Raw genomic sequence first — 13,077 nt, 5'->3', positions numbered from 1 at the left:
TTGAACTGAAATTAAATTATAACTCGGTAATTTCATTATGACCGTTGCCATTACCATTACCATTGCCATTGCCATTGCCATTGCCATTGCCATTGCCATTCCCTGGCTTTACAACCAACACATCAAATGTTAGTGTATGCTCACCATACGTTACCGTAATCGTCGTTTTACCTTGACCTTTTCCTTTTACAGCCCCTGCTTTTACAGTAGCTATTTTATCATTCGCTACTTCGTAGGTTGCAAGCTTTGTAACATCTTTTTCTGTTGTTTTACCATCAAAAGTAGTTACTTCAGTAATCTTAACTGTAACTTCTTTACCTATTCTAGTTTCAACCTGAGCTTGGTCAATTTCTAGTGTTACTATTGGTTCTTTTACAACAGATGCTTTAACTGTCACATTTACAGTAACTTTATTATCACCGTATGAAATAGTAATTGTAGTCGTGCCCTCACCTACTGCAGTTACTAAGCCATTTACTATTGTTGCAATATTTTCATCTCCAACAACATAAGTAGCTTTTGAAGTTACGTCTTCCTCTGTTGCCTCACCTTCTGCAGGCGTTGACGTTTCTGTTACCGTAAGTTGTGCAGTTTCTCCAGCTGTTAGGTCTAGCTTAGTTGGATTTACAGAAAGTGCTACTACTGGTTCTACTACTTCTTTTTCATATATCAATGCTTCACCAACATTCCCGGCTGCGTCATTAATTATTACTGATACAGCATTAGTTTCTGCTGTTACTGGGAATGTGAAGCTACCGTCTTGATTTAATTCAAAAGCAACTGGCGCTTGTACTTCGCCATTTACCGTCGAAATATAGGAAGCTTTTAATTTATCATTTAAATTGTAATTTAAACCGTATAAATATAACTCTTCATTGTAGTCGATATACTTATCTGTTACCTGTCCTGTAGCGACACCTTCAGCTACTGAACCAGTAATTTCTGGTTTAGTCGTTTTCACGAAAATTGGTCCAACATAACCGGAAACTACTCCTGATGCTGCAAGACCGGTGAAGTCAATTGTATACAGGCCATCTGGAATCGTTGTGGCAGGTTCTGATCCCCATGGTTTGTACTGCCCACCAACATTCAGCGTATAAGAGCCTTTTCCTAGCGCAGTACCTGCATGTAGATAACCAATGTAGCCGTCTCCGTATTCGCCACCTTCAGGATTCATAATATCCCAAAGCTCGATATAGTTAGTTGTTACATCTCCAGTTAAGGTGAATGAAAGTACAGCTGAGTCTTTCACTCCATCTCCGTTAAAGGATAGGTCTGTTTCTGTAATCTTAAAATCTTTAAGTTCAGTTACTGCCGCGCCCCCAAAGTCAGCTGCAAATGGCAATGAGATTTCTGTATCTCCACCGCTGATGTAAATATACCCTAGTATTTCAGAGCCTTTTGGTGCCGTAGCTTGTGAAGCAGTTAATGTAATATTTAAAACTTGCTCACCAACTAGATTGAATGTCGGCTGATCTACTGTAACAGTTGCATCACCAAATGTTTTTGTCACATCAATTGATACGTTATAATTGCCGCCGTTCCCTTTAATATCTTTTACTAAAACTTGTTTCGTTACAGAAATATCCCGGTCTTTAAGTGATTGTGGACCGAAAGTAACTGTACCTTTCAAGTTTTCTGTAACTGCACCAGTTCCATCTAAAATTGCGCTATCAAGTGCATAGGCAAGAATTTCCGGATGAACTGCTGCATAAGCATTTACACGCCCTGCCCCCTGAGAAAACACATCGTATGTTGTTTTATCTAAAACCTTTGCGGTGTTAGAAAGCGCCACTTTTACATCGAACGCGTTCCAATCAGGGTTTGCTTGTTTAATTAATGCAGCAATACCTGTAATATGTGGTGTTGCCATAGAAGTTCCTGTTTTACGATCATATGCTTCCCCATAATCTGCATCAGGGAAATCTTTTTTATACATTGGAATCGTTGACATAATGTTTGTTCCAGGTGCACTTACATCTGGTTTAATATCAAAGTTTGGTGTAGATGGTCCACGTGAACTTGAAGAGTTTACATCATCTCCTAGTGTCTTTGTGGAAGCAAATTTACTAAAGCTTACTTTTCCGGTTCCGCCTGCTAATGCAGCGCGAATTGCATCGCCATCTGTTTGGGACATATCAAATGTTGGCAGAAAATCAAATGAATCACCAAGGAATGTGCCTGAAATGTTCGGTGCATTCGTTCCACCAGCAAAGTTATGAATAATTGTTGCGACTGCTCCATTTGCCTTTGCATTCGCAATTTTATCAACGAATGCGATACTGCCACGAGAAATCAATGCCACTTTACCTTTTACATCAATTCCTTCAAAGTCTTTTATTTCCCCGTTTCCAGGAACAGCAACTAGGTCAAATTCTCCTTGAAGCTGTGTTGCTAAATTTTTCGCAAAAGTGGTTCCCATTAATGGAAGCTGTTTTGTTAAGTTGTAGTTGCCAACTGTAACATTCACTTCCCCGTTATACATTGTTTCAGGATTTGATGTGTTACCAACAGCAATTCCTAAACGAGCGGTTGCAGGCGTGCCCATTGTTCCGCGATTTGGACCATCGTTCCCTGTTGCAATTACTCCGATTGTTCCAGCCATCATTGCATTATTAATAGCAAATGAACCGGCATCCGTTTCAGAGTTAGCTCCCCCGCCAAGTGAAAGGTTGATAACGTCCATTTTTTCTATTACAGCAGTTTCAATTGCTTTAACAATACCAGATGTAGCTCCACTTCCGTACGCCCCAAGAACACGGTAAGCATAAAGGTCTACTTTTGGAGCTATTCCTTTAATACCGAATTCGTTAGCTCCGATTGCTGCAATTATTCCAGCAACATGTGTACCGTGAGAAGTATAGAACGAGCTTCCCTTTTCATTAAATTCAGGTGTCCCTACTGGACGCTCCGAGGGCAATGTTTCCGATGCATCGTTATCTGCCCGAGGCTTCGTGTAAGTTGCTGAATATGGAATGAAGTTTTTCCCACCCTTGTAAACCCCAGCAAACTCAGGGTGATCTGCATCAATACCAGTATCTAATACTGCTACTTTTATTCCTTGTCCTTCAATTCCTTCCTTCCAAAGCTGTTCGATGCCAAGGAAAGAATTACTTGTATTCATTTGAGCTTCTAATTGATCTTCCTTAATAAGTTCCGATGATTTCATCTTATTATCTTCTGATGCATAAACAATTGCATCAGGTTCGATTAATGTAATTCCTTCTACTGTAAGCAGTTTCGGGAGATCACTTGCTTTCATAGTTGCCGCAAAACCGTTTAAAACAGTATCAAATGTGTATCCTTGAGTCATCTGAACTTTTTTAGTAGCTAACTCTTTTTTAACTTTTGCTTGTTGTGCTTTTACATTTGAACGAACTTCATTTGCTCGGGCATTAGAGAATTTTTGGCCTTTGACTTGGCTCATTCCTTGCTCTAGTGCCACAGGCTTTTCAGATAAATGAATGATGACTGCAACATCTTGATTGCCTGATACATTTTGTAAGCTTTCGTGTAGAGTTGGACCATCTTTAGACAAGCTTAGCTGTTCAGCGATAGCAGCCTTTAGTTGAATTATACTTTCACTTTGACTATCCTGCTTGAATGGTTTCGATTCTTCAGCACTAGCACTCGACAATGGAACCAATAGAGAAAGCACCATAACGAAAGTTAGAATACTACTTAAGAACTTCGTAAACTTAAACTTTTTCAAATCTCATTTCCCCCTCTGCTTTTAGTTGTCACACTTTGCGATTTAGTGTGATATTTCCAATTTATCACAAGGGGACCAATCCGAATATCCTAATATTTAAATATTCTGAATTATTGATAATTAGTATCAGATTATCAAAGATAGATTAAATCTATCTTCCTAGTAATTTAATAAAAAAGTAGAACTTTCAAATGAGAAATGACTACAGTAATTCATTATTTTTTTCAATTAATCCTATCAAGGCAACAGTTGTAGGTATAGTCGGTGGTGTAGTTGCTTATAGAAAATTCATGTCCGTAAACTAGCAAAAAAGAAGGTACAAGAAAAAATCTTGTACCTTCTTTTTTTATGTTGTCGCGATTTCCGCAATTTCTGCACCCACATGTACGGGTGGTTTACGATCTTTCCATGGAGCAGATTCTTCTAATTGTTTCCCAAGCTGTAGAAGGGTTAACTCATCTGCGAAGCGTCCTGTAAATTGTAGCCCGATAGGTAAGCCAGACGCACTCATCGCAAGTGGCAACGATAACGATGGTTGACCTGTTGCGTTAAACAAATTGGTAAACGGCGCGTATGTGAATAGTTGCTCTGTCCATTCAATCGCCGAGATGTTTGGATTATCCGCATTTAGCTCACCAATTTTCGCTGGTAATGTGCCGATTGTTGGACTTAAAAGCACATCATAATCTGCAAAGAATGTCGCTACTTGACGTGATACAAGTGCATTCGTATTAATGGCTTCTAAAAGTGCGCTAGCTTTTAAGTCTTTGCCATATTCATAGCATTGCCAAATGGCTGCTTCGATATTATCGCGTGAAGGTGTTTTACCTGTTAATTCCGCTGCCCCCACAATCATTTTATAAATATTCGCTGTCCAAATATCTACCGTTGCACGTGAAAATGGTGCTTGGTCGTAAACTGGTCGAGCTTCGACTACTTCATGCCCTAATTCTTCTAATAATTTTACGGCCTTATGTACGGCCTCGATACATTCCGGATCAACGAATGCACCAGAATTTGTTTCTGTTGTCCAGGCGATCTTCAGTGGAAGTACCTTTTGCTGAATGGCTTTACTGTACGGCATTTTTGGACTTTGAATAATCGAGTAGCATCCTAAGTCTGGTCCAGCTACTTGGTCCAGTAATGTAGCGGTATCACGAATGGTTTTTGTCAACGCAAATTCAATGGCTAGTCCATTTAATGCCTCACTATTATAAGGCCCCATTGGCACGCGACCACGTGAAGGCTTTAAGCCAACGACACCACTGCATGATGCAGGAATTCGAATGGATCCGCCTCCATCATTACCATGTGCGATTGGGACGATACCACTTGCGACAGAAGCACCTGCACCGCCACTTGAACCACCAGGGCTATGGTTTAGATTCCATGGGTTACGTGTTGGACCATAAATGACAGCTTCCGTTGCTGCATTATAGCCGAACTCTGGTGTTGTGGTAGTACCGCTTAACACAAAACCAGCGTTTTTAAAACGTTTCATTAATTCACTATCGACAGACATTACAGCATTTTCTGCAACACGACTGCCCATACTATGTGGCACACCTTCTGCATGGAGTACAACTTCTTTAATTAAAAATGGGACACCTGCAAATGGTTGATTATCATTTAAAGTTGAAACTGCTTTTTCAGCTTGTTCCTCTAACACGCTAACAACGGCATTAATCGAAGGGTTAACCTTATCAATACCTTGTAGCGCTAATTTTGTAAGTTCTTGTGGTGTCACTTGCTTTGTTTTTACTAACTCCGCTAATCCAAGACCGTCATATGAAGCATATTCTTGTAATTTCATCTGATCACCTCATTATAGTTTTGACTTACAAATTCATTTTAAATTGAGATGAAAAGAATTGATATTACCCGAAAGGATAATTTGTTTTTAACGAGAATATATGGATTTAAAATAGGGAATTGGGGGGATTGATATTGTGTGAGCAAAAAGAGGTGAAGTATTTATTAGAAGCAACGTTTAAGATTTCGAATATGAATATGCAACAAACAAGTGAAGACTTTAAATTGAATATGTTGCAAGTATTGAGTGAATGTTTTCAATATGAGCATACGGTATTTTGGGAAGTTACGGATGGGGAGTTAAATGAACAGCCTATCTGTTTCAATGTAGAAACAGATACGGTACAAAATTATCTACATGAATATAAATATTATGATCCTTTACACCCAGTGAATATGCGAAACCAACCCGATATTCAATTAATGCAACGAAATGAAGTAATATCGATGAAGAAAAAGCGGTATTATGTTGAACGCTTTTTACAATTAAATGATTTTATAGATGAAATGGTTATGTATCTGTACAATCAGCAAAAGCCAACAGCGGCTATTGGCTTTTTGCGAAAAAAAGGGGAAACACCATTTACAGAGCAGGATAGTCAAAAGCTATTGTATGTAAAACGGACAATTGAAAATGTATATTTATTACATCAATATGTTCAGCCAGACGAGTCATTGCAAACTACACAACGTGAAAAAGAGTTGTTAATGTATTTATGTAAAGGATTTAAAAATGCAGAAATCGCCAATTATTTATATGTCAGCGAAAATACAGTAAAGAAGCATTTGCAAAATTTGTATCGAAAATTTCAAGTAACTTCCCGAACGCAGCTTGCATTAAAATACACAGAAAGCTTTCGAGCATAAAAATAAGATGTTGCCAATCGATAAAAACCAAGTGCTATTTTAACCCGAACAATCCACCACTTTATTTAGCAGATTTTTCGCATCCTATGTTAGAAAAATTTAAAATGATTATTTATAGCCCTATCCTGATATACTATCGAATTACACGAAAGATTGTTCAGCCCGTTCAATTTATTTATCTCCTTTAACGTCATTTAACCGACCGTTTACTTAAAAGAAGTGAAACTGTAAATAGGGTTTAAACTATAATAAATTTAACTTTTCAAGTAAGATTTAATTAACAAGAAAAGGTGGTGAGCTTGTGTTTGAAAGAATAGATGAAAAGAAGGCGGCATTGGATGCTAAGCGACCATTACCGAAATATACGGTGCAAAGTTTGCGTGAAAAGTTGTTTTTAGAATGGACGTATAACTCGAATGCAATCGAGGGTAATACGCTAACGATAAACGAAACTAAGGTAGTGCTTGAGGGAATTACTGTCGGAGGCAAAACGATGCGAGAGCATTTAGAAGTAATTAACCATCGAGATGCAATATCGTATGTTGAGGATATTGTGCGAAAAGAAGAGCCATTTTCAGAGTGGCAAATAAAAAATTTACATCGATTAGTGTTAAAGAGAATTGATGATGAGTATGCGGGCGTGTACCGAAATCAGCAAGTATTTATTTCGGGGGCAGTCCATACACCACCAGAGGCGATTAAGATTCAAGAACAGATGGATCAATTAATGAAATGGTATGAAGGGGATGCGCAAAGTTTACATCCAATAGAACGTGGTGCGATGCTGCATGCGATTTTTGTCGGTATCCATCCATTTATTGATGGTAACGGTCGAACTTCTAGATTGTTGTTAAACCTAGAGTTAATGAAATCAGGATATCCGCCAATTATTATTAAAGTAGAAAACCGACTAGCTTATTATAATGCTTTAGATAAAGCACATACGACTAAAGATTATCGTGATTTTATTGAACTAGTAGCTACGGAAGTAGAATCTTCATTAAACCTATATCTAAGCGCAGTATAAAAATAGAGCACTTTCATTTTATAGAGTAGACGATGTTATCAAAAAAACACGGAAATAAGAAAGGAGTCTTTCTAAAAAGTATGTACTTATTAGACAGATGGATCTTTATGCTGGATATGACTTGAAATCCAGCCGACGATGAGAGCGAGTAAAAGGTAAATGAGTAAAAACAATCCTTGTGCGGCTAAGTTTGACCAGCCCCCAAGGGAACCAGCTTGTCAACGAACTATTGGGTTAACCTGGTCCGAAAAACGCTACTTTACACCAATTGCTAAGCAGTTTCGCCAATTTGTTGTAGAATACTTTTTAACAATTTCTCAAAATTGATGAAATGACCTCTAATATAAAAGAAAAAATAAGCTGTATAGAAAGTTTGATTTTTAATAACTTCTATACAGCTTATTTTTTTAAATCTTTATATAAAACATGCATCTCATTCATCGATCAACACGCTAAAAAAATGATCGTGTATGCCACAAACTTGTACTGGGCATAAACATAATCAAGATGCATGGTAAGAGCTATTATCGTTAACTTTTTATTGCTAAGCCACTAAAAGAAATCGGTCCAACAATATTTGCTTGTGTGTTAGGTGTAATGTTCTCAACAAAAACCTGATAGAAGCTAGTGCCAGCTGGTAAGTTGGAATCAATAGCTTGGAATGTAAAGATATAGTTTTGTTCTGAACCAGCTGATTCTGCGCCATTTTGAGTATTATAGATTTCTTTCCCGTTACGGAAGATTCTAAATACAAGTTGAGAAATATTTGTAACTCCCGTCACACCAACGCTTGCAAGTAGCTCAACGTTATTATTTCTTGAAGCGGTGCCTGGGATGTTTATTTGAATCGAAGCTAAAAGAACTCTAAATGGAGCCTGTGGAATTGGAAAAGCAGTTTCTGGGTTAAACGTACTTAGAGGTTCAGTTGCTTGGTAATCAAGAACTTGCGCCATTTTATCACCTCCTTTTGCTAGGATACTATAAGATATGTTCTATATTAGAGCTCCGATTGTGTAGTAAACTAAGCCGTGCTATTTTTTTAAACTTTGTTTAGTTAATCCGTTTTAGCCCTACTGAAATATGTTGTGTGTAAGCTCTCAAATTAAACTCATGTAGATTTATTAGGGAGAAGTTTTTCATAAGTTTGAGGAATAAAATATGTGAAAAGGTATGTGAACATAGTTGTTTTGCATACCTTTTTAGATGAGATGAATTTATATTTGAGGCAAATCTTCTTTGAAAGATGTGGTAGATATTCTTTTTACATTGAAATGAGCCAAATAAAATCATCCTCAATAATAATCTGAATGTCTAGACCAAGGCTAATCAATTTCTCAGCTTTTAATTGTTTCGTACTTATACCGCGACGTTTGTCCCCAAGAATAAGGAAATCTGTATCTTGCGTAACTGCCCCTTGCATAATCCCTCCATAAGCTCGTACTTTTTTCGCAGCTTCTGAACGTGTCATAGTGGAAAGGGCACCAGTAAAGACGATTTGTTTATTATAAAACGGATGCATCAAGCATTCGGATGGGTCAGAAAGTAAGATGACTTCTGTGTTGTCCTTATTGTTGTTCATGTTTACTCTCCTTAATTGAAATGAAAGATTTTTACCTGAATTCTAGGTGAGATTGATTGATAGGATGTAGGTAACAAAGGAATGTCTCTCTACATTTAAACTATTCATGAAGAATAGTATCATATAGATCCGTTCTTCATGAATATTTGTACCAATAGATAAAAAAGGTATGTGAATTTAAATTGATTTCGCACACTTTTTTCCAAAAGAAGGATTTTATAAATATTGCCCGTACTAAGGAATAGAGAGAGAAAAAAAGTTCTTGTCCAAAAAGCTAGCCTATTAGCAAAGGAAAAATAAGGGCAAAAGGATAGAAAGCAATCATACTGCCAATAAAAAGATGGCTAAAGAAAATTTGTAGTCGATACGCTTTAGAGGAAATGTACTTGAAGGACCGTATCGAGTGCGATTAATTCTAGAAAGTGAAGTAAAAAGCTTTGCTAAAGGAAACCGATCATTTTAGACGGTCTCCTTTTTCTTAAACTTGTTCTTCACTCATTAATGCATAGATATTCACTAACTTTTCCGTACATATTTTCTGCACATTTTCCAATACTATATCTAGATTATTTATCAAATTTGCACGAAGGGAAGAGGCAAAATTGGCTAAGCACTCAGATATGAGCTGGAAACAGGATCATCCAAGCACTTTGTTTGGGAACTCTGTCCAAAAGGCAGAGCGTTTGTTGAAGCATGCAAAGTCACATCCGGAGGAGATAGCGCTTGAGCATGCTTTCAATCAAATCGAACATGCAGAAAATGCATTCATGAATGCAAAGCAATTTGGTGAGCATTTGGATACAGTCCAACAAAATAAAGAATACTTAGAGCAAATCAAGCAGCAATTACACGAAATGCAAGGCAAACAGTAGATAGAAGAAATAAAAATAATGCTTTAAGCGGTTTAAGCCCTATAATCTAAAGGACTTAAGCCGCTTATTTTTATTCATTTTGTTTGCTTGTATATAATGCGCTGTTGGTCTTTATGTGAAATGTTGTACAGATGAGGAAACATAATGTTTTGAGTAACAGAATGTAATCCGTCGATTTGAAAAAGTATAGTTAGTAGAGAGCGTAACGCGGAAGATCGAACTCTTTCCTGGGAAATATTTTCTTTTGTTTTTAGTTAACACCAAACAATTATTGTATATGGTGTAGTTTGTGCAGGAATACTTCTTGTAGTAGGGCCATAAATAACAATTAAGTTTCGATTTGCTGGGCTTTTTGAAAAAGGTTGCCCATTTTTGAGCAAGATAAGTGTATAAGCAGAAAGATTTAGTTGTAATTGGCCATCACTACTCACTAATTGGTTATTAAAAAAGTCGACTTTGACATTTTGAAAGCTATTTTCCTTTACGACAACGAGGGCTCGATATTGAGGTGGATATATCAAAGGAACAGGTGCATTCCCATCATAATATCCAGTAATCTGATCACCGATTGTTACAATTTCTTGGTTTACAAAATAAGTAGAAGGTGAGACGACAAAATTAACGATGCCCTGAGTACTATCTTCTACCGTCATAAGTTTATAACAACCTTCCTTTTCTCCGTTTTGCCCGATCGGAAAATCATCAATCTGTGTAACGACCCCACGAAATGATTTAAAGTTTACCATTGCTATTCCTTTCTTTATAAAATCTAAATCGATCATTGGTGAGACAAAAGCTTTGATTATTGTTTACCCAAAGGAACTGATTTGAATTCAATTACTAAAAGAAAACCAATTTTATAATATAGTACAGCGTCATTTTAATTTATGTAACATCTCTAATTTGGGTGACAGATAATGATTTTATTTATCAAAGGTTAGGTTTCTATATGACATGAATCAATATATACTTAATTTACAAACTATAATGTTCTTTTTTCAAAGGAGGGGAGCCTATTGAAGTGGATTTCTAAAAATAAGAAACCCCTTTTACTATTCATCATTATTATTATTGTCATTGCTGGGATACTCGATATCAAATATGAAGGATTGTTCTTTCAACTATTACCAGAGTCTATTCAAAACCGTTTAGCTGACATTTTCTAGGACACAGAGGCTAGCTATAAAACTCTTTTATTCATAGTTGGAATTGGCTTTATAACTTCATTAGCAACAGCAGTATATTTCTTGTACTAACGATAGGTAGTAGATCCAGAAGATTGATTGTGGCTCTTTTGATTAAAATCTGTTGACATGGAGTTAACTCCATCTTTTAAAGTGAAAGTATTAAAAGAATGGGGTGATGTAAATGGATATTATTGTTTATGTATTGATAGGGGTATACGCATTATTAACAGGGATTGCAGGCTTGTATCAATGGAAAGAGCACGGATATCAAATACGAACATTCTTATTTGTACTTTTATCTATCGGTATTCATGTAACGATATTTATACCAAACAAAGCTCTGGTACTGGTGTTGCTAATCCTTGAATTTGTATTGTTACATGTATTCGCAGTTGCGGAAGGGCTATTGACAAATAAACAACTAAGATATAGTCACCATATCGTTCGCTTCATATTCCATTGTATACTGCTATTATTGGTTTATAAATTTATAGTGTAGTAGGTGATGATCATAAAAATTGGTGAATTTGCTACATGTACGGATCTTAGTAAAGATACGATTCGTTATTACGAAAAAATGGGTCTATTACATCCGGAAATAAAAAACAAACATCGTGAGTATAACGAGGAACATATTGAAATCATTAGTGCAATTCTTAAACTAAAGCAATGTGGTTTTTCACTTCAAGAAATTAAAATGCTTTTTGAATGGTCGCAAAATACTGATGAAAATGATGAATTGACAGAAGCGGAAATTCAGAACGTTCAACAGCTGAAAATATTATTTCAAAATAAGTATAAGCAAATGCTTCAAAGAGAAAATGAGATTAAACAAATAAAGCAAGTCTTACTACGTGCTGATCATAAAATGGAGCAACTACTAGAAAAAAATAAAGGTTAGATGGGTGTTCTAATTAGAATAACGGCATCATTTTAAAAACAATTGAGATAATCATCTAATTGAACAAAAGATCCTGAAAACGACGGATATATTTCTTTATAACTAAAGGGAACATCAATAAAAAAGATAATGTTTTTTATAATTTAACACAGCTAATAATGCTGTGTTTTTTTCATTTACAAAGTTAAAGGTTTTTTTTGATAAATATTGAATATATGAGATATTCCAAAGCTCAATTTTTAAGAAAGGTGATGATAGTTTTATGGAAGAATGGCAAATGGCACTTGAAGAGTTTTTAAAAGATTGGAAGAACCGAAATGATGTTGTAGGGGCACTCGTGTGTGGGAGCTATATAACGGGAGATCCTTCAAAGCGTTCTGATATAGATGTACATATTATTTTATCTGAAGATGTTGATTGGCGAGAGAGAGGGAATAGAATTGTTAAAGGTTTTCTTATAGAATATTTCGCTAATCCACCAAAACAAATTCGCAAATACTTTCAAGAAGATTTTCAAATCCATAGAACAATGTCCATGGTTCAATTCATTACAGGAAAGATTCTATTTGATAACACGGGAATACTTAATGAGTTAAAAATCGAAGCGGAACATTGGATAAACAATGACTATGATGAACTAAATAAAACAGTTTTAGAAATAAAAAAATATTCACTATGGGATTCACTAGATAATTTAAAGGATTGTTTTGAACAACAAAGAGTGGATTTCCCTTTTGTGTATTTTAACTCATTAGCTAATTTATTTTCTGAGTACTGTCAGTTCTTAAAGTTAGAAAGCATTCCATACTATCAAGTACATTCTTATCTTATAGAGCCAGCATTTATTAAAAAATATCTAAAAAATGTTTTTCCTGATTCGATATTTAAAGAAATGTTTTTAAAAGCATTACTTGAAACGGACAAACAAAAGATGATGGAGGCATATGAAGAGGTAGTAAACCATGTATTTAATCAGACGGATGGTTTCAAAATAGATGGTTGGAAAATAAAAAGCCCTGTCGAAAAATAAAGTGTACCCTTTGTAAAGGACATTTTTAAAAAAGCTCTAGGCAACTTGAAGAAGATGAAGTCTGTATTGTGCAGGCGTCATCTTTTTTAA

The 13,077-nt window shown here is 36.0% G+C and carries 12 protein-coding genes and 1 pseudogene; 8 read left to right on the top strand and 5 right to left on the bottom strand.

Going from position 1 to position 13,077, the window contains the following annotated elements; translation table 11 throughout:
* Positions 1 to 16 precede the first annotated feature (16 nt).
* Complete coding sequence (locus ACQKOG_RS23530) at positions 17 to 3,712, bottom strand: S8 family serine peptidase (RefSeq protein ID WP_427448371.1); 3,696 nt, start codon at positions 3,710 to 3,712, stop codon at positions 17 to 19.
* A gap of 346 nt (positions 3,713 to 4,058) precedes the next feature.
* On the bottom strand, positions 4,059 to 5,525 hold the full coding sequence (locus ACQKOG_RS23525; RefSeq protein ID WP_370077897.1) for an amidase: 1,467 nt from the start codon (positions 5,523 to 5,525) through the stop codon (positions 4,059 to 4,061).
* A gap of 134 nt (positions 5,526 to 5,659) precedes the next feature.
* Here ACQKOG_RS23525 and ACQKOG_RS23520 point away from each other — a divergent pair, with 134 nt between their 5' ends.
* From ACQKOG_RS23520 to ACQKOG_RS23510, 3 genes and pseudogenes are all read left to right on the top strand, one after another.
* Positions 5,660 to 6,391, top strand: a complete 732-nt coding sequence (locus ACQKOG_RS23520) for a response regulator transcription factor (protein WP_370077895.1) — start codon at positions 5,660 to 5,662, stop codon at positions 6,389 to 6,391.
* A 301-nt stretch (positions 6,392 to 6,692) separates the two neighbouring features.
* Entirely contained in the window at positions 6,693 to 7,418 is a 726-nt protein-coding gene (locus ACQKOG_RS23515) for a Fic family protein (protein ID WP_402869902.1), read from the top strand.
* 207 nt (positions 7,419 to 7,625) lie between these two features.
* A pseudogene (locus ACQKOG_RS23510) lies at positions 7,626 to 7,745 on the top strand (LysR family transcriptional regulator); the annotation flags it as partial.
* Between the two features lie 203 nt (positions 7,746 to 7,948).
* Here ACQKOG_RS23510 and ACQKOG_RS23505 read toward each other — a convergent pair.
* Together ACQKOG_RS23505 and ACQKOG_RS23500 are read right to left on the bottom strand one after the other, a co-directional pair.
* Entirely contained in the window at positions 7,949 to 8,371 is a 423-nt protein-coding gene (locus ACQKOG_RS23505) for an exosporium protein C (protein WP_370077891.1), read from the bottom strand.
* 308 nt (positions 8,372 to 8,679) lie between these two features.
* Complete coding sequence (locus tag ACQKOG_RS23500; RefSeq protein ID WP_370077889.1) at positions 8,680 to 8,997, bottom strand: BRCT domain-containing protein; 318 nt, start codon at positions 8,995 to 8,997, stop codon at positions 8,680 to 8,682.
* A 602-nt stretch (positions 8,998 to 9,599) separates the two neighbouring features.
* Between ACQKOG_RS23500 and ACQKOG_RS23495 the strand changes: the two genes are divergently transcribed.
* Positions 9,600 to 9,869, top strand: coding sequence for a hypothetical protein (locus tag ACQKOG_RS23495; protein WP_402869903.1), 270 nt, complete (start codon positions 9,600 to 9,602; stop codon positions 9,867 to 9,869).
* A gap of 254 nt (positions 9,870 to 10,123) precedes the next feature.
* Here the strand turns inward: ACQKOG_RS23495 and ACQKOG_RS23490 are convergent, their stop codons facing one another.
* Positions 10,124 to 10,615 carry a hypothetical protein gene (locus tag ACQKOG_RS23490; RefSeq protein ID WP_370077885.1) on the bottom strand — a complete coding sequence of 164 codons (492 nt, stop codon included), beginning with the start codon at positions 10,613 to 10,615 and terminating at the stop codon, positions 10,124 to 10,126.
* A gap of 270 nt (positions 10,616 to 10,885) precedes the next feature.
* Here ACQKOG_RS23490 and ACQKOG_RS23485 point away from each other — a divergent pair, with 270 nt between their 5' ends.
* From ACQKOG_RS23485 to ACQKOG_RS23470, 4 genes are all read left to right on the top strand, one after another.
* A complete protein-coding gene (locus tag ACQKOG_RS23485; RefSeq protein ID WP_370077883.1) occupies positions 10,886 to 11,035 on the top strand; it encodes a hypothetical protein in 150 nt (49 codons plus the stop codon).
* Between the two features lie 202 nt (positions 11,036 to 11,237).
* Positions 11,238 to 11,555, top strand: a complete 318-nt coding sequence (locus tag ACQKOG_RS23480) for a hypothetical protein (RefSeq protein ID WP_427448370.1) — start codon at positions 11,238 to 11,240, stop codon at positions 11,553 to 11,555.
* Between the two features lie 6 nt (positions 11,556 to 11,561).
* Positions 11,562 to 11,957: a MerR family transcriptional regulator gene (locus ACQKOG_RS23475; RefSeq protein WP_415731629.1), complete on the top strand. Its 396-nt coding sequence runs from the start codon at positions 11,562 to 11,564 to the stop codon at positions 11,955 to 11,957.
* A 262-nt stretch (positions 11,958 to 12,219) separates the two neighbouring features.
* Complete coding sequence (locus ACQKOG_RS23470; protein ID WP_427448369.1) at positions 12,220 to 12,987, top strand: nucleotidyltransferase domain-containing protein; 768 nt, start codon at positions 12,220 to 12,222, stop codon at positions 12,985 to 12,987.
* Positions 12,988 to 13,077: the final 90 nt, after the last annotated feature.

The sequence above is a fragment of the Lysinibacillus sp. NPDC093216 genome (assembly GCF_050280325.1).
Classification (GTDB): domain Bacteria; phylum Bacillota; class Bacilli; order Bacillales_A; family Planococcaceae; genus Lysinibacillus.
This window is presented reverse-complemented; position numbering and strand designations above follow the sequence as displayed.

Bases quoted from the DNA above. Each gene is read 5' to 3' on its own strand.
- ACQKOG_RS23525 (WP_370077897.1), bottom strand. From the start codon at position 5,525: ATGAAATTACAAGAATATGCTTCATATGACGGTCTTGGATTAGCGGAG.
- ACQKOG_RS23505 (WP_370077891.1), bottom strand. From the start codon at position 8,371: ATGGCGCAAGTTCTTGATTACCAAGCAACTGAACCTCTAAGTACGTTT.
- ACQKOG_RS23500 (WP_370077889.1), bottom strand. From the start codon at position 8,997: ATGAACAACAATAAGGACAACACAGAAGTCATCTTACTTTCTGACCCA.
- ACQKOG_RS23490 (WP_370077885.1), bottom strand. From the start codon at position 10,615: ATGGTAAACTTTAAATCATTTCGTGGGGTCGTTACACAGATTGATGAT.
- ACQKOG_RS23480 (WP_427448370.1), top strand. From the start codon at position 11,238: ATGGATATTATTGTTTATGTATTGATAGGGGTATACGCATTATTAACA.
- ACQKOG_RS23475 (WP_415731629.1), top strand. From the start codon at position 11,562: ATGATCATAAAAATTGGTGAATTTGCTACATGTACGGATCTTAGTAAA.
- ACQKOG_RS23470 (WP_427448369.1), top strand. From the start codon at position 12,220: ATGGAAGAATGGCAAATGGCACTTGAAGAGTTTTTAAAAGATTGGAAG.